Origin of the sequence: Corynebacterium sp. HMSC074A01, from assembly GCF_001831515.1 — a bacterium.
Classification (GTDB): Bacteria; Actinomycetota; Actinomycetes; order Mycobacteriales; family Mycobacteriaceae; genus Corynebacterium.
On the sequence record NZ_KV825631.1, the window covers coordinates 19035 to 33928 of the forward strand.

The 14894-nt window shown below is 64.8% G+C and carries 17 protein-coding genes; 9 read left to right on the forward strand and 8 right to left on the reverse strand.

Annotated features, from left to right (window positions below; translation table 11 throughout):
• Positions 1 to 19: 19 nt before the first annotated feature.
• Entirely contained in the window at positions 20 to 400 is a 381-nt protein-coding gene (locus tag HMPREF2550_RS11340; protein ID WP_070791200.1) for a DUF5318 family protein, read from the reverse strand.
• 117 nt (positions 401 to 517) lie between these two features.
• Here HMPREF2550_RS11340 and HMPREF2550_RS11345 point away from each other — a divergent pair, with 117 nt between their 5' ends.
• The 3 genes from HMPREF2550_RS11345 to HMPREF2550_RS11355 are packed head-to-tail and all read left to right on the forward strand — an operon-like array spanning position 518 to position 2348.
• Positions 518 to 925 (forward strand): MarR family winged helix-turn-helix transcriptional regulator, encoded by a 408-nt coding sequence (locus HMPREF2550_RS11345; RefSeq protein WP_070762504.1) that lies wholly within the window; start codon positions 518 to 520, stop codon positions 923 to 925.
• A gap of 10 nt (positions 926 to 935) precedes the next feature.
• Positions 936 to 1916 carry a universal stress protein gene (locus HMPREF2550_RS11350; RefSeq protein WP_083319912.1) on the forward strand — a complete coding sequence of 327 codons (981 nt, stop codon included), beginning with the start codon at positions 936 to 938 and terminating at the stop codon, positions 1914 to 1916.
• Positions 1917 to 1940: 24 nt separating this feature from the next.
• Complete coding sequence (locus HMPREF2550_RS11355) at positions 1941 to 2348, forward strand: hypothetical protein (RefSeq protein ID WP_246819819.1); 408 nt, start codon at positions 1941 to 1943, stop codon at positions 2346 to 2348.
• Here the strand turns inward: HMPREF2550_RS11355 and HMPREF2550_RS11360 are convergent.
• From HMPREF2550_RS11360 to HMPREF2550_RS11370, 3 genes are all read right to left on the reverse strand, one after another.
• The gene (locus HMPREF2550_RS11360; protein WP_371441190.1) at positions 2345 to 3235 is read right to left on the reverse strand and encodes an oxygen-dependent tRNA uridine(34) hydroxylase TrhO; all 891 of its coding nucleotides are present in this window, start codon (positions 3233 to 3235) and stop codon (positions 2345 to 2347) included. The two genes, HMPREF2550_RS11355 and HMPREF2550_RS11360, sit on opposite strands and share 4 nt — an antisense overlap.
• Positions 3222 to 3581, reverse strand: a complete 360-nt coding sequence (locus HMPREF2550_RS11970) for an excisionase family DNA-binding protein (protein ID WP_210400233.1) — start codon at positions 3579 to 3581, stop codon at positions 3222 to 3224. Before HMPREF2550_RS11970 ends, HMPREF2550_RS11360 begins: the two co-directional genes overlap by 14 nt.
• Before the next feature lie 61 nt (positions 3582 to 3642).
• Positions 3643 to 5136 (reverse strand): DUF1846 domain-containing protein, encoded by a 1494-nt coding sequence (locus HMPREF2550_RS11370; RefSeq protein WP_070791206.1) that lies wholly within the window; start codon positions 5134 to 5136, stop codon positions 3643 to 3645.
• Between the two features lie 46 nt (positions 5137 to 5182).
• On the opposite strand from HMPREF2550_RS11370, the gene HMPREF2550_RS11375 reads away from it, so the two are divergent.
• From HMPREF2550_RS11375 to HMPREF2550_RS11385, 3 genes are read left to right on the forward strand one after another with little or no spacing between them, the layout of a single operon-like run.
• A complete protein-coding gene (locus HMPREF2550_RS11375; protein WP_070791208.1) occupies positions 5183 to 5989 on the forward strand; it encodes an Fpg/Nei family DNA glycosylase in 807 nt (268 codons plus the stop codon).
• 10 nt (positions 5990 to 5999) lie between these two features.
• Entirely contained in the window at positions 6000 to 7511 is a 1512-nt protein-coding gene (locus HMPREF2550_RS11380) for a bifunctional ADP-dependent NAD(P)H-hydrate dehydratase/NAD(P)H-hydrate epimerase (RefSeq protein WP_070791210.1), read from the forward strand.
• Entirely contained in the window at positions 7504 to 8445 is a 942-nt protein-coding gene (locus tag HMPREF2550_RS11385; protein ID WP_070791212.1) for an NAD(P)-binding domain-containing protein, read from the forward strand. The genes HMPREF2550_RS11380 and HMPREF2550_RS11385 overlap by 8 nt, the downstream gene beginning before the upstream one ends.
• On the opposite strand, the gene HMPREF2550_RS11390 is transcribed toward HMPREF2550_RS11385, so the two are convergent.
• Positions 8442 to 9074, reverse strand: a complete 633-nt coding sequence (locus HMPREF2550_RS11390) for a TetR/AcrR family transcriptional regulator (RefSeq protein ID WP_070791215.1) — start codon at positions 9072 to 9074, stop codon at positions 8442 to 8444. The genes HMPREF2550_RS11385 and HMPREF2550_RS11390 overlap by 4 nt on opposite strands.
• Before the next feature lie 9 nt (positions 9075 to 9083).
• Positions 9084 to 9806 carry a YwaF family protein gene (locus tag HMPREF2550_RS11395; protein WP_070791217.1) on the reverse strand — a complete coding sequence of 241 codons (723 nt, stop codon included), beginning with the start codon at positions 9804 to 9806 and terminating at the stop codon, positions 9084 to 9086.
• Between the two features lie 260 nt (positions 9807 to 10066).
• Here HMPREF2550_RS11395 and HMPREF2550_RS11400 point away from each other — a divergent pair, with 260 nt between their 5' ends.
• The 3 genes from HMPREF2550_RS11400 to HMPREF2550_RS11410 all read left to right on the forward strand — a co-directional run bounded on the left by HMPREF2550_RS11400 (position 10067) and on the right by HMPREF2550_RS11410 (position 13187).
• On the forward strand, positions 10067 to 11179 hold the full coding sequence (locus HMPREF2550_RS11400; RefSeq protein WP_070791218.1) for a hypothetical protein: 1113 nt from the start codon (positions 10067 to 10069) through the stop codon (positions 11177 to 11179).
• Between the two features lie 25 nt (positions 11180 to 11204).
• A complete protein-coding gene (locus HMPREF2550_RS11405; RefSeq protein WP_070791220.1) occupies positions 11205 to 12011 on the forward strand; it encodes a hypothetical protein in 807 nt (268 codons plus the stop codon).
• Positions 12012 to 12074: 63 nt separating this feature from the next.
• On the forward strand, positions 12075 to 13187 hold the full coding sequence (locus HMPREF2550_RS11410) for an MFS transporter (protein ID WP_070791324.1): 1113 nt from the start codon (positions 12075 to 12077) through the stop codon (positions 13185 to 13187).
• On the opposite strand, the gene HMPREF2550_RS11415 is transcribed toward HMPREF2550_RS11410, so the two are convergent.
• Positions 13156 to 13815: an ABC transporter ATP-binding protein gene (locus tag HMPREF2550_RS11415; RefSeq protein ID WP_070791221.1), complete on the reverse strand. Its 660-nt coding sequence runs from the start codon at positions 13813 to 13815 to the stop codon at positions 13156 to 13158. The two genes, HMPREF2550_RS11410 and HMPREF2550_RS11415, sit on opposite strands and share 32 nt — an antisense overlap.
• On the reverse strand, positions 13816 to 14796 hold the full coding sequence (locus tag HMPREF2550_RS11420; protein WP_070791223.1) for an ABC transporter permease: 981 nt from the start codon (positions 14794 to 14796) through the stop codon (positions 13816 to 13818).
• Positions 14797 to 14894: the final 98 nt, after the last annotated feature.

The following is a 14894-nucleotide window of genomic DNA, read 5'->3' on the forward strand; positions in this document are numbered from 1 at the left end:
CTACCCGCCCACCGCGAAATCACCCTACTGGGCAAGCAGTAAAAGCCTTGCACAAATAATTCCACTTGCACTCCGGGCACACCTCGACGAAATGCACCGTGATCGGGCCGACCTCAGCAACGAGCCGGTCGATCTCCTCCTCGCTGCGCGCGGTGTTCGCGCGGCGGCCCAGAGCGTCCCCGTAGACCCACTTCACGTCCCGCATTTCCCCACCACAGATAGGACAGGGGCGCTCGGCGGGCGTACCGTGGAATTCGCTGGCGGTGCGGAGGAGAAAATCGGCGTCGCAGACGTCGCTAAGCAGCAGGCGTCCAGCGTGGAAATCCCGCAGGGTTTGGCGGCGGGCCCACTCGTGGGAGATCTCGTACCGGTAAGCAAACACCCCGACTAGTATAGTCATCACAAAGCTGGTACTATTTAGTCGCCTAAAAGCGTCGAGGAGTTGGAGAAGACCGTGTCACAGGAGCCCCAGGAACAACCAGACCCGTACGAGATTGCGCAACGCATCCGTCCCGCGATGACCTCGTTGTACGTCACCTACTTCCGCACCGCCGAACACTCGGACCTCACCGGTCCCCAGCTGTCCATCCTGCGCAGGCTCGCAGAGGAAGGCCCGACCCGTATCAGCCGGATCGCCGAAGCGGAGGGCGTGCGCATGCCGACCGCCTCAAATACCGTTAACCAGCTGGAGAAGCGCGGGCTGGTGCAGCGCATTCGCTCCGAGCACGACCGCCGCGGTGTAAGCGTGGAGACCACCAAGCTGGGCCGTGATGAGCTCCACCGCGTGGGCGATGAGCGCACCCGCTACCTGGGCGAGATGCTCGGGACCCTTGACCAGGAGTCGCTGCGCAAGCTCGACAGCGTCACCGACATCATCAACCTGCTCGCTGAGGCCTACGTGAATAAAGAACATCCCACCACGTAGAATCGGGGGTGTGACGGCACGTTCTTTCTCCAGCGATCTGGCGCAGCTGCCCCGCGACGAGGGGGAGCTGCGCATCGTCGTTGGCTGGGACTCGAGCAACTCCAACAACAAAGAAGCCCTCGAGTACGCGGCCTGGCTCGGCCGCTCCCTGCCGGTCAAGGTGCAGGTGATGTCCACCACAAAAAAGTCGTGGACGACCTCCATGTCCGGCAAGAAGTACAAAAAGTGGCTCAAGCGCTCGCAGGAAAGCTTTCACAAGCAGGTGGAGAAGGCCCTCGACGGGGTCTTGCCCACCTCGCAGCGCGCCCCCAACGTCGCCCGTCTGGTCGAGCGCACGGGCGGCACCGAGCCGCTTTACGACGTCGCGCGGACCTTCAACGCCGACATGATCATCCTCGGCTCCCGCGCCAAAACCGCCAAGAGCCGCTTCCGCCCCACCAGCGAGGCGGACCAGCTCATGCACTCCTCCACCCTGCCACTGGGACTGGCACCGAAGCACCTCACGCTCTCAAAGAAGGGCGTCACCCGGGTCACCTACGCGCTGATCGACTCCGACGAAGTCACCGGCGACGGCAACCGGGAACGTTTCCCCGGCCTGGCCTACGCCGCCACGATGGCCTGCATTGTTGGCGTGCCCTTACGTATCGTCGCCTTTTCTCCTAATGAGCGCGCGGGTGAATTCTCCCACGAGCTTGCGGCCTGGAACGAAACCACGCTCGGCCTCCTCGACCGGGTGCGTGACCAGGCCTTTAGCGTGTGTAACCAGGTCGAGGGCTGTGAGGGGCTCGACGTGGAGACGCTACTCGCCTCCGGCAAGGGGTGGAAGCGCGCGATAGATAGCGTGAAGTGGAAGAAGGGCGACCTGCTGTGCCTCGGCTCGCAGCCCTCCGGGCAGCTCAAGCGCGTGTTCGTGGGCACCCGCGAGGGCGAGTTCATCCGCTTTGCCCCCGTGCCGGTGCTGATCTACCCGCGCTCGGAGGCCGAACACTAGACAAGGGTGGTACAGATGGGAACTATGCGCGAACACCCAGAAAACGACCTCTCCTATCCCGCAGACCGCTTCAGCCGGGTACGGCCCGAGCCGCAGGACTTTGACGCGCTGGCCGATGAACCCGACCCAGCCGAGGTAGCGGAGCGCAACAAGCGCTCCACGCGGCAGGCCATCACCTTTGCCGCCAGCTCGGTCGCGATCACGCTGCTCGTGGGCTTCGTACTCAAGGCGATCCCCGGAATCAGCGAGAACACCTGGGCCGTGCTCACCTCAATCCCGCCCGTCGTCGCGCTTTTGGCCTGCGCCGTGATCATGGTGCGCAAGCTCAACCGCTACGAGCGCTGGGTGCCGTGGATGGGCGTGTTCTGGCTGCCGATGGTGCCGTTTACCATGGTGGTGCTCATCATCACCATCGGCAAGCTGGCCACCTAGCCCTGTGCGCACTCCCCACAGTACGGGTTGCGCTCACGGCACTCGGGGCAGCTGAGGTACTGCACGCGGCATTCTGGCTCGTTGGCGCAGTTGTAGAAGCGGTTGGTCGCCTCCCCGCAGTGCACGCAGTGGCCCAGCTGCACGTAGTTGGGGTCTTCTGCCCCACCGCCGAACTCGGTGTGCATGCGCTTGTCAAAGACGTAGAGGGAGCCCTCCCACAACCCGGAGTTGCCGTACTTCTCGCCGTAGCGCACGATCCCGCCGTCGATCTGGTAAACGTCTTCGAACCCGCGGTTGATCATCAGGCTGGAGAGCACCTCGCAGCGGATGCCGCCGGTGCAGTAGGAAATGACCGGTTTGTCCTTCATCCAGTCGTACTTGCCGCTGTCCAGCTCCCGGATGAAGTCGTGGGTGGTCTCCACGTCCGGCACAACCGCGTTCTTGAACTTGCCGATCTCGGCCTCGCGCGCGTTGCGCCCGTCGAAGAAGACAACGTCCGGGTTGTTCTCCACCAGCTCGTTGACCTCTTCGGGGCTCAGGTGCTTCCCACCACCGACGACGCCATGCTCGTCCACCTTGAGCTCGCCGGGCGCGCCGAAAGACACGATCTCCTCGCGCGCCTTGACCGACAGTTTGGGGAAGTCCTCGCGGCCACCCTCGGACCACTTGAACTCAATGCCGCGGAAGTACTCGCGCGTCTTCTTCGCGTACGTCTTACACGCATCAATCGGGCCGCCGACCGTGCCGTTGATGCCGTCCTTGGACACGATGATCCTCCCGTTAAGGCCCAGCCCCTCGCACAGGTCGCGCTGCCAGAGCCGCACGGCGTCCGGGTCGGCGATGGGCTGGAACTTGTAGTACAGGAGGATTTTGTTAACGCTGGCCACGGATATTTGCCATCTGATCCTTGTAGGCCACTGCGTCGCGCGTGTAGACGCGGCGGTGGGTGCCGACCTTGTGCCCGGTCAAGTGCCCCTCGTCGATCAGCTTGACCACGAAGGGGCGGGACACGCCGAGGAGGTTGGCCACCTGCTGGGTGGTCATTTCCTCCTCGGGGCCGGGGGCCTTGACCAGGCGACCCTCAGCCAGGTCCTCAATAATGTCGCGGAGCCACACTGCCGTTTCCTTCGGCAGCGTCACAGTATCCGAAGCGTGCGTTCGGGCCTGTGAGAGGTTGTTGTTCAAATCTGCCAGTGCTTGCTCTACCGGTGAGAGCTTCTCTTCCGTTGCCATGCCCGCAATCATACGAACAATCCGCAACGAGCGCAATAGGAGAAGCGCAAAGCGTGCAAATTTAGCGCTTGTGGTAGAGCCCCTTCTTCCAATACTTCGGCTCGGAGGTGACCAAAACGCCCAGGTTGCGGAAGATTCCCTCGTCCACCGAGCCGAGAATGGTGGTGGTGTGTGCATCGCAGCCGCGCAAGTTGCGCAGCTGGTCCAGCGCCGCGGCAGCATCCGAGTTCGTCGAAGCCGACACGGAAAGCGCGATGAGCACCTCGTCAGTGTGCAGGCGCGGGTTCACCGAGCCCAGGTGCTTCGTCTTTAAGGTTTGGATCGGCTCGATGGAGTCCGGGGACAAAAGGTGCACGCTATCGTCGATACCCGCGAGCTGCTTGAGCGCATTGAGCAACACCGCGGCCGAGGGCCCAAGCAGATCGGAGGTCTTGCCGGTGACGATCGTGCCGTCCGGCAGCTCAAGCGCGGCCCCTGGCTTGCCCGTTTCCTCGGCCACTTCAAGCGCGGGCGCAACCACCGGGCGATCCGCCGTGGTCACCTCTGCTTTGCGCAGCACGTTGGCGATGCGGGCGGACTCCGTGTTGTCCTTATCCGCGCGGCGCTCCTCCACAAGCGCCTTGTAGTAGCGGCGGATAATCTCCTGCTCGGCGGCGTGGCGGCAGGCCGCGTCGTCGGAAATGCAGTAACCCGCCATGTTCACGCCCATGTCGGTCGGCGACTCGTAGGGCGTCTCCCCGGTGACCTCGCGCAGCAGCGTCTTGAGCAGCGGGAAGACCTCGATGTCGCGGTTGTAGGAGGTGACCTTCTCCCCGTAGGCCTCCAGGTGGTACTGGTCGATCACGTTGATGTCGTCCAGGTCCGCGGTGGCCGCCTCGTACGCCAGGTTCACCGGGTGCGACAGCGGCAGGTTCCAGATGGGGAAGGTCTCAAACTTGGCGTAACCAGCCGGAATGCCGCGCTTGTGCTCGTGGTAGACCTGGCTTAAGCAAGTGGCCAGCTTGCCGGAGCCCGGCCCCGGCGCGGTCATCACAATGAGGTCGCGCGCGGTCTCCACGTAATCGTTGTGGCCGAAGCCGTCCTCGGAGACCACGGTCGCCGTGTCGTTGGGGTAGCCCGGGATCATGTAGTGACGCGAAACCTTCAATCCCAGCCTGCCCAGGCGCTCCAGGAAGGCCTCGACGTTCTCGTTGTGGCCTTCCAGCTGCGTGACCACCACGTTTTCCACCAAAAAGCCACGGTCGCGGAAGACGTCCACCAGGCGCAGCACGTCGTCCTCGTAGGTGATACCGAGGTCGGCGCGCACCTTCTGACGCACCACGTCACCCGCGTTAAAGCAGATGACAATCTCCACCTCGTCCTTGATCCGGTCCAGCATGGCGATCTTGTTGTCCGGGGTGAACCCGGGCAAGACGCGGGAGGCGTGGTGGTCGTCGAAAAGCTTGCCCCCCATCTCTAAGTACAACTTGCCGCCGATCTCCCGCCTTCGCGCGGTGATGTGCTCGGACTGCATCTGGATGTATTTTTCGCGGTCAAACCCGATCGTGTACGGCATGGGAGCAATAATACAATTTTGGGCATGCAGTTTTGGAAGTGCCACGATGCCTGAGGGTCACGTCATTCACCGCCTGGCCACGCGCCTGAACGAAGAGTTTCGCGGCGCGCCGCTCGCCGCGTCTTCGCCGCAGGGGCGCTTCGATGCCTCGCTTATCGACGCCCACACGCTGGTTTCCGCCCAAGCCCTGGGCAAGCACCTCTTCCTGGAGTTTTCGGATACTTTTGTGCACATCCACCTGGGGCTGATCGGCTCTTTGCGCTTCGAGCCGGCCGAGGACATCTGGGGCCAAATCCGGCTGCGGCTGGTGCCCGACGGCGGGGCAGGCGACATCGCCGCGAACCTGCGCGGGCCGCAGACCTGCGCCTACCTCAGCCCGGCGGAAGTCGCCGCCATCGTCGAGCGTGCCGGCGAGGACCCACTCAGTCCAGACGCCGACCCGGACGCACTGTGGGCGCGGGTGCACCGCTCGAAGCGCACGATCGGCTCGCTGATGATGGACCAGTCCTACTTCGCCGGGGTGGGCAACATCTATCGCGCGGAGCCGCTGTTCCGGCTAGGGATTTCGCCCTTTACACCGGGGCGAGCGCTCGACCGTGCAGAGTTCGACGCGCTGTGGGCCGACCTGGTGCAGCTCATGCGCTACGGATTCGAGCACGGGCGCATCGACACGGTGCGCGATGAGCACTCGCCGGAGGCGATGGGGCGCGCGCCGCGCAAGGACGACCACGGCGGCGAGGTCTACGTCTACCGCCGCGCGGGCCAGCCCTGCTACATCTGCGGCGAGGAGATCGCGCTGCGCAAGGTGGAGGGCCGCAACCTGTTCTGGTGCCCCGGCTGCCAGCGCGACTAGCCTGGCCGGTATGTACGCCTGCACGTTTACCGCCGACCAAGTCCGCGCCGCCGAACAACCCCTGCTTGATGCGCAAACTGCGCCCGACGAGCTCATGCAGCAGGCCGCGCACGCCGTGGCTCAAGTCGCGCGCGCCATGGTTGCACCCGGCGCGCGGGCCCTCGCAGTGGCCGGGCCCGGCGGCAACGGAGGCGACGCCCTCTACGCCGCCGCGGAACTGGCCATGTCCGGCTACCGGGTCGACGCGCTGCTGGTGGCAGGAGCTGCACAGGAGCGCGCGCTCGAAGCGCTGCGCAACGCGGGCGGGACGGTGGTTGAGGACGTTACTGGTGCGTACGACCTTGCCATCGACGGTATCACCGGCATCGGCGGTACCGCCGGTCTGCGCAAGGAGTACGCGGAGGTAGTAGGCGCGCTCAACCGGCTGCGCGTGCTTGCGGTCGACGTGCCCTCGGGCATCGACGCGGACACCGGCGAAGGCGGGGACCTGTACGTTCGCGCCGAGGCCACCGTGACATTTGGCGGTTTTCGACGCGCCCACGTGCTCTCAAGTGCGTGCGGCGTGCAGTTGCTCGCGGACATCGGCATCGGCGGCCGCCATCTGTACGAGACGCTGAGCGATACGCTGCCGGAATGGTCCGCCGACGGCCCCACGCTACTCACCGCCAACCGCGCCGTCGCCCCGGACTTTCCGGTCCCGGAGGGGATGTGGGGACTCAACCCCGCGCCCGTCCCTTCGGTCGAGCCTGACGCGGCCGACGACAAGTACTCTGGCGGGGTGGTGGGTATTCGCGCTGGTAGCCGCACCTACCCGGGCGCAGCCCTGTTGTGTACCGCGGGCGCGCTCTACGCCACCCCGGCGATGGTGCGCTACGTGGGCCCGCAGGCATCCGAGGTGGTGCGCGCGCACCCGGAGGTCGTCGCAGCCGGCACGCTTAAGGAGTGTGGACGCGTCCAGGCCTGGGTTGTCGGTCCTGGGGCTGGCACCGACGAGGCCGCCGCCGAAGAATTGGGTGCGCTGCTCGCCGCGCCGGAGCCACTGCTTCTCGACGCCGACGCCATCACCCTTCTTGCCAACTACGAAGATCTTCTGTCTTCCCTGCGCACACGCGAAGCGTATACCGCGCTGACCCCGCACGACGGCGAGTTCGCCCGCCTGCGGGAGGCAACGGGTTTACCCACCCGTGACCGTGTAGAGGAGACGCTGCAACTGGCGGAGTACCTCGACTGCGACGTTCTGCGCAAAGGGCGGGCCACCTTAATCTCCGACGGCCACATCGTCTACGGCCTGGACACTGGGCACTCCTGGGCCGCCACCCCGGGCTCCGGCGACGTGCTCTCCGGCATCGCCGGGGCACTGCTCGCCCGCGACGCGCAGACCGCCTCGCTCATCGCCGCCGCGACCGTGCACGCAGTGGCCGCGAAGTTGGCCGCCGCCACCAAGTACGGTGATGCCACCGCGCCCGCCAGCCGCATCGCCGCGTTCGTCCGCGAAGCTACCGCAAAGCTGACACATGCTTGACACTGCGATCATCGGCGGCGGCCAGTCAGCACTCGCGACCGCCTACTACCTGCGTAAATACGGTGTGGACTTCGTGATGTTTGGCGACCGCGCCGCCGGTGCCTGGCCCACGTACTGGGATCACCTCACGCTCTTTTCCCGCGCCGAATTTTCCAACCTCCCTGGCTGGCCCATGCCCGCCTACGACGGCTACCCGCCGCGCGACCACGTGGTGGACTACCTGACCAGATACGAGCAGCGCTACGACTTCCCGGTCATGCGCGAGCGGGTCGAACGTGTGGCGCATCGTAACGGGACGTTCAGGCTGCTCCCCCAGGACGTCGAGGCCTGCAACGTGGTCGTGGCCACTGGACACATCCCCTTCGTGCCGCACCTGCCGGGCGTGTTTCGCGGCACGCAGATCCACTCCGCCGACTACCGCAACCCCGCGCAGTTCGCGGGCAAAAGTGTCGCGGTGGTTGGCGGCGGAGACTCCGGTGCCCAGATCACGGCGGACCTGGCACTTCACGACGTCGACGCGCAGTGGCTGACCCGCACACCCCCGCGCTTCATGCCTGACGACGTCGACGGCGAGGCGCTCTTCCGCCGCAACCGCGAGCGCTTCCTTGCCATCTCACAAGGCAAAGAAGATCCGGGCGGGGCCGACTTCGGCGGCGACATCGTCGCAGTTCCTGAAGTGCGCCGCGCACGCGATGCGGGTCTCTTAAAGATTCGGCACCTTCCATCCTCCCTGGACGAGATCGAAGCGCGCGGGGTGGACGTACTCATCTGGGCAACCGGCTACCGGCCTGCGCTCGGACCGGTGCGCGGGCTCGATCGAGATACACCAGGCCTGTGGTTCGTGGGCTACAACGACATCAACGGTCCGGGTGCGGGCACGCTCGGCGGCGTGAGCCCATTTGCGCGGGATGTGGCGCGCGCGATCGCGGGCTAAAGATTGCGGTCTTTCGCGTCTGCCAAGGCCAGTGCGAGGCGGGCGTACTTCTGCGCGACCGCCTCGGGAGAATCCGGCCCGTCCGCGCAGAACCAACCGGCGATGCCTTGGATCGCGCTCAGTAGGGCGCGTGAGATGTCGGTGGGGGAAGCGTACGTCGAAAAGCAGCCCTGTTCTTGCCCGCGCTGAATGATAGAGCGCAACTTGAGCTCAATGCGATCCCTGCGCTCCTCATAGATCTGCCGGTTCTCGCCCTCGAGCGAGCGGATCTCGCTGTCCAAGAAGGCGAGCTCGCGATAGTGGGCCATATACAGGCTCAACGCCTCGGTGAAGTGCACGAGCTGCGCGCGAGGGTCGTCACCCGCCTCGTCTACGCTCGCCTCCACCTTCTGTTCCACGATGGTCAGGGAATAGTCCAGTAGCGCGACGAGGACGTGCTGCTTGTTGTCGTAGTGGTAGTACAGCGCGGGGATGGTCACGCCGACGTCGCGAGCCATCGCGCGGACAGTGGTTGCGTGGTACCCGCGCTCGGCAAAGTGCCGCAGGGCCACCGTCAGGATGGTGTCGAGCTCCAACGGGGGAAAGTCTCGCCAGTTGGAGGAAGATATGGGGGCAACGCTGTTAGGCACGCCAAAATTCTATCGCGACCTCCCCGCCCAGGTCATCGCGGCCCACACGGCGGGGACGCCCGGCACGACGACAAAGAGGTAGTACGGCCACTTGCCAAAAAGTTCGAGGATGGACCAGCCGCGCGGGTAGCCCGCGAGGAAGCCATAGTTGCCGCCGGTGATGCGGTTGGCAGTGGCGGCAAGCCCGGCCCAGGCAATGGTGATCGCTGTGGTGATGCGCCAATCGCGCCAGCTCGGGCGGTACCCCAGGCCAAAGGTGAGCACGGTGGGGACGACGAGGGCGGCACAGTGGAAGAACCAGTAGGCCAGCTCTTGCAGGCCGGGGCGGTCCTGCACGTACGCCATGTCGGGGAAGAGCAGCGCCATCGGGTTGAGCAGGAAGCCCCAGTAGAAGGACAGTGCCGAGACCGTCGGATTGTCCGTCAAGAGCGCGACCGGGGTGATCACGCGCAAAAAGTCGGTGATGTGGAAGGGTGCTGTCTCGTCCCAGACAATGTTGGCGGGAGCGAGTACCCAGAGGTAGTAGACGGCCACAGTAATCCCAAGTACGGCCCCAGCGACCTTGCGCGCTGCCTTCACGGTGCTGCGCGGCAGGTTGCGGGCGGCCACGACCAGGATGCCGCAGCAGAGAATAAGGACGACGAGTACTGCGAGGTGCCGGGAGTCGTACTGCGTCATCGTCCGGTAGGTGTGTCCGTTGCGCGAGGTCCAGTCCGGTGGTTGGTACGGCATAGACATCGAGGATATCGTTAATCCACTATTTAAGAATTACACGCATGTAACTTCTAAGCTTTTTGGCCCCATCCTTACCTTTTTTACCCCCACTTTAGGGCAATTGCGGAGTCAGCAAGAGGGAGGCACCGGCCACATGGGCAGACGTCGGTGCCGTGAGCTGCACATACGTTTATATTACCAGGTATTTCCGTGCATTTTACTTCGACAACAGTAAACGGAATGCGTTTATTTATGCGATCCTCAGCTAGACTAAAAATATGTTCAACAATCAGAAGTTCGCAGCAGCAGCCACCGCCGTCGCCCTGGGCGTGTGCGCTGTAATTGCGCCGCAAGCGCAGGGCGCTACTGTTGGTGCGAACACTGATGGTGTGTGCACGCTTTCCCTCAATGACCAGGAGAAGCAGGAGTACCGCCGCATCGCGTACGCATCCACACACTTCAATATGGATGACACCTGGCGCGAGGCTTTCGAGACCGCTTTCCCCGCCGCTCAGGAAATCTCCTCCGAGTTTAAGGATTACTACCGGGGTGCTGAGCGCGAAGCGTTCAACAATAACCTGATGGAAAATCTTAACCTCTGGTCCAAGCGGGTCGCCGCCGAGACCGGCGTTTCTCAGGATGCTTCCTTCTGGTACTTCTCCTACGTGTGGAACGACCTCGCTACCTCGAGCGACGCGGATCTTTCCCTCGCTACCTACTGGGACTCCGTCGACCAGGCGCTGCAGGCCGGCGAGATCGTCGCCAACGAAGACCCCGCCGAGTCCGTCTTCACCCCGGTTCCGCCGCTGGCAGAGCTGGAGAAGGACCGCAAGGAGCAGTTCCCGGAGCTCGCTTCGCACGACGCCGCTGCTTGGGCCGACGCCTTTGAGAACTCGCAGGCGCTCCAGGATTACCGCCTCGGTGCCTCGTTCGAGACTGCCTTTGAGCAGGCCAGCCTCGACTGCGCCAAGGGTGGCGACACCTTCGCCCTCTTCCCCACCGCAGGGGAGAACCCAGACGCGAAGCGCGCAGCAGAGCGGACCGCGGAGCGCACCGACCAGGGTGCCATCGTCGTCGCCCCGGCAGAGAAGGAAACCTACGACAAGGGAGGCACCACGACCCCCGCTCCGACCGAGGAGCGCAACGTCACGGTGAACGAGGACGGCTCGACCACCACTCGCATCGTGCGCACCGGCACCAACACCAGCGTGGATGTCACGGTGACCACCCGCGCAAACTCCGCGGACGTTGACATCAACGATAAGGAGAAGAAGCAGGCAGCCGGCAAGTCCCAGTCGAAGACTGTGGAGATGGACAACGGCCTGATCGCCGCGATCGTCCTCGCAGTCCTGGCAACTCTCGGCGGCGTCGCCGCCAGCCTCCTTGGCTAAGCGTGTAGTCCTCGCCACCGCCGTCATGTTAACGTGCGGTGGCTTTGCTGTTCCCGCAGCGCATGCAGCACCAGCAGTACAGACCGCACAAGTCTGCACCGTCGAACTCGACTCCGAGGAGTTCCTCAAGGCCACCGATACCGCGCACCGCTACCTCGAGCGCGAGGAGCGGCTGTCCCAGGACCGCTACGCCTCCTTACTCGCCGCGTTCCCCGAGCTCGCCTCCGTCGAGACCGACGTGCGGCGGCGCATCCGCGACGAAGAACTGGGCATCTACCTGGCCAATGAGCACTTCGCGGACCCGTCTACCATCGAGTACCGCTACGCGGTCGAGCGCTTCGCCGAGCTCGGCCTGCCCGAGGACGTGGCCGCCTGGTACCTCTCCCGTCACGCGCCGACGCGCACCAACGTCACCCCACCGATGGATGAGATTGAGAAGTACCACGCGCTCGTCGCCACCAAGGGACACATCCCGGTCGGCGCAGAGGACCAAACATGGTTCATCCACACCGGTCTAGCCACCGACACCGCCGGCATCGCCACCGGATTGCAGGAGCGCTTCCCGCAACTTACCGCGCCACTCGCGCAGCGCTGGGCCGAGAAGCTTGCCACCACGCCGACCTACGACAACTTCCGCGCCGTCGACGCCTACGCCGAGCGCTTCGAGGCGGCCCGCCACGAGTGCGAGGCGCAGAACCTGGCCGGGGCCAAACCCCAGGTACCGGACCTGCACCCCGCAGCAAGTCCTGGCTGGCCGCTCATCACTGGGATTGTCATGCTGCTCGGTCTCCTCGGCTACGGAGCATTCGCGTATGTCACTTTCTACGCCTAAGTTATTGGTGTGACCTCTGCGCTGAAATCTCCCCAACACTTCCCTGTCGTACCGCTTGCGGCGATGGGTTTTGCCGCCTTCGTCTACGTCACCTTTGAGATGTTCGCCGTCGGACTGATCTCACCCATGGCGGCGGACCTCGGCGTGTCAGAGGGGCAGATCGGGCTGCTGATGAGCGTGTACGCGGGGCTCGTGGCCGTGGTAACCATCCCGCTGATGGCCGCGACCCGCAACATCAACCGGCGGCCGCTGTTCATGGCCACGCTCGGCTTCCTGCTCGCGGGCATCGTGCTGCAGGCGATAGCGCAAAACTACTGGGTACTGGTTGCCGGACGCGTTGCCGCCGCATTGACGCACGGGCTGTTCTGGTCGCTGGTCAACCCGATGGCCGCACGCCTTGCCCCGCAGGGCATGACGGGCAAGGCGGTCGCCGCGGTCTCGCTTGGCTCCACACTTTCGCTGGTGGTCGGCTCACCGTTGACCACCTCGCTCGGCGGCATGATTGGGTGGCGTGGTGCCACGTGGGTGCTCGGGGCGGCAACACTGATCGCATTTGCGCTGCTGCTCAAGACGCTGCCGAGCATGCCAGCGATTCCACCCACCCCGCGAGACAAGGCGCAGAAGACGCGCTCGGCGATCCCCTCGCTGGTCGTCTTCGTCGCCTTTTCGGTCACTGCGGTCTTTGCCACCTTCACCTACCTCGCACTGTTGGTGGAGGCGACCGCGGGGCACGCGCTCGTGCCGGTCGGGCTGGGTGCCTACGGCGCGTTCGGGCTTGTCGGGGTGCTGATGGCGGGCAAGCGTGTCGACGTCCGCATGATCCGGCTCAACGGGTTTGCCGGCATCATGCTCATCATCGCCGCGCTCGTGGGACTCATTGCCCTGCGCGCGGATTCGGGCGTGACCATGTTCATCATGATCGCCATCTTCGGTACTGCGGCGGGTGCCCTGCCCACCGTGGCGACCACAATTTTCTTGTTCGCTGGGAAACGCAATCAGGACCTTGCTAGCTCCATCTACGTGGTGACGTTCCAGGTCGGGATTGCTTCCGGATCCGCGCTCGGCGCTGCGGCAGTGGATGCGGGCTACCTCGGCGGCACGCTCGTGCTCACGCTGCTGCTCGCGGCCGGCGGGTTTGGCGTGCTTACGCTGCTATCGCGGCCTCGGCTGCGGTGACCTTGCCGTCCGCGACGCGGACAACCTCGTCGGAGGAGGAGATCAGCTCGGTCTCGTGAGTTACAAAGCCGCATGCAATGCCGCGGTCCTCAACGAGCGTGCGCAGCAGCGCGACGATCTCGTGGGAGCGTTCCGAGTCGAGTGCGGCGGTGGGCTCGTCAGCCAGGATTAGCGAGGGCTCGCCCATCAGTGAGCGGGCAATGCCGACGCGCTGACGCTGGCCACCGGACAGCTGCTGCATCTTCCTGTCGCCCAGGCCCTCGAGCCCAACGGTGGCGAGCAGCTCGTCGGCGCGGTCCCGGCGCGGTTTTCTCCCGCGGATGTGGTCGGTGACCAGCAGCTGGTCGCGCACGTTCAGCGCGCCGAGCAGGTTCGCTTGCTGGAAAATCATGCCGATTTTTTCGAGCCGGACGCGGGTGTCCACCGGCTCATCGTCGATAAGCACGGTGCCCGAATCGGGCGTGAGCAGTCCGGCGGCTGCCGAGAGCAGGGTGGACTTGCCCGAGCCGGACTCGCCGACGATAAAGGTGAGGTGGCCGGGGGTGGCTTCGAAAGAGACGTTGTCGAGTGCGGTGAGACGCTCCTCGCCGTCCTGGAATGTGACGGTGACGTTTTCCATGTGCAACATTTACGCGATACCTCCGAGTGCGAGTTGGGGTTCAACCTTGGTAATAGAGCGGGTGGCGAACAGGGCGCCGGCCAGCCCGAGGACCCAGATGAGCAGCGGCGGGCCGACGGTGGTCAACGTGGTCAGGGTGAACGGTACTGCGCCGCCGATCAGGCGACCCAGGCCGACGGCGACGCCTGCGCCGACGAGCACGCCGACGCCCAGCACGATCGCGGACTGGCCGAGCGCGTCCTTGCGCAGGTAGCCGTTGGAGGCGCCGATGGCCTTGAGGATGGCCAGGTCGCGGGTGCGCTGCATCGTCCACACGGTGAGGAAGGCGACGATGACGAGTGCGGCGATGATGTAGAGGAAGCCCTGAATCATCAGCAGCGAGCCCTGCTCGGAACCGTAGGCCGGCAGCGCGTTAAAGGAGTCCTCGAGTGGCATGCCGCGGCCGTCGCTGGCGAGCAGGACGGTGCCCTGAGCATCGGTGTGCATGGCGGCCTGCCAGTCGGCGGTCGGTGCCCACAGGACCGGGGAGTGCGAGTACTCCAAGTCCTCGGCGGTGCCGCCAACGGTCATCGGTGCGCCGCCGACGGTCAATTCTTCGCCGACCTCGAGGCCGAGGGAGGCGGAGGCAATCACTTCGTCGCCGAGCACGTCGCCGCTGGGCAAGGTCGTGCCCTCCGGAAGGCCCAGGATGGCCACGGATTCCTCGGTGCCGTCCTCGCGGCTCAGCAGCGTCTGGCCAGTGCCCAGCGGGACGTCGCCGGCCTGCACATCGGCGCTATCGATACGGGAGGTGGTGTACGAGGGGTCGTCCATATCCGAAAACACCACGGACTCCGGCTCGAGCGCCTCGAGTGCTGACGTGTTTTGCTTACCAAGGCCAGCCGTCAGGCCCGTGAGCATGACGACGAGGAGCGTGATCAGCCCCACGACGCCAATGATCAGGCCGAAGCGGCCCTTAGCGCTTCCAATCTCTCTCAATCCAACGAACATGGCTCAATTATGGGCTTGGCCTGGGCTTATATACATCGGGCGCGTGGTGGAACTTCCACTCAACCATTCGGTTGATTCCTACCCGACCGGGCTGGGTG

Coding starts and splice junctions, on each gene's coding strand:
- HMPREF2550_RS11375 (WP_070791208.1), top strand. CDS start 5,183: ATGCCTGAGGGTCACGTCATTCACCGCCTGGCCACGCGCCTGAACGAA.
- HMPREF2550_RS11355 (WP_246819819.1), top strand. CDS start 1,941: ATGCGCGAACACCCAGAAAACGACCTCTCCTATCCCGCAGACCGCTTC.
- HMPREF2550_RS11410 (WP_070791324.1), top strand. CDS start 12,075: ATGGGTTTTGCCGCCTTCGTCTACGTCACCTTTGAGATGTTCGCCGTC.
- HMPREF2550_RS11395 (WP_070791217.1), bottom strand. CDS start 9,806: ATGCCGTACCAACCACCGGACTGGACCTCGCGCAACGGACACACCTAC.
- HMPREF2550_RS11385 (WP_070791212.1), top strand. CDS start 7,504: ATGCTTGACACTGCGATCATCGGCGGCGGCCAGTCAGCACTCGCGACC.
- HMPREF2550_RS11405 (WP_070791220.1), top strand. CDS start 11,205: ATGTTAACGTGCGGTGGCTTTGCTGTTCCCGCAGCGCATGCAGCACCA.
- HMPREF2550_RS11345 (WP_070762504.1), top strand. CDS start 518: ATGACCTCGTTGTACGTCACCTACTTCCGCACCGCCGAACACTCGGAC.
- HMPREF2550_RS11340 (WP_070791200.1), bottom strand. CDS start 400: ATGACTATACTAGTCGGGGTGTTTGCTTACCGGTACGAGATCTCCCAC.
- HMPREF2550_RS11370 (WP_070791206.1), bottom strand. CDS start 5,136: ATGCCGTACACGATCGGGTTTGACCGCGAAAAATACATCCAGATGCAG.
- HMPREF2550_RS11380 (WP_070791210.1), top strand. CDS start 6,000: ATGTACGCCTGCACGTTTACCGCCGACCAAGTCCGCGCCGCCGAACAA.
- HMPREF2550_RS11970 (WP_210400233.1), bottom strand. CDS start 3,581: ATGGCAACGGAAGAGAAGCTCTCACCGGTAGAGCAAGCACTGGCAGAT.
- HMPREF2550_RS11415 (WP_070791221.1), bottom strand. CDS start 13,815: ATGTTGCACATGGAAAACGTCACCGTCACATTCCAGGACGGCGAGGAG.
- HMPREF2550_RS11400 (WP_070791218.1), top strand. CDS start 10,067: ATGTTCAACAATCAGAAGTTCGCAGCAGCAGCCACCGCCGTCGCCCTG.
- HMPREF2550_RS11420 (WP_070791223.1), bottom strand. CDS start 14,796: ATGTTCGTTGGATTGAGAGAGATTGGAAGCGCTAAGGGCCGCTTCGGC.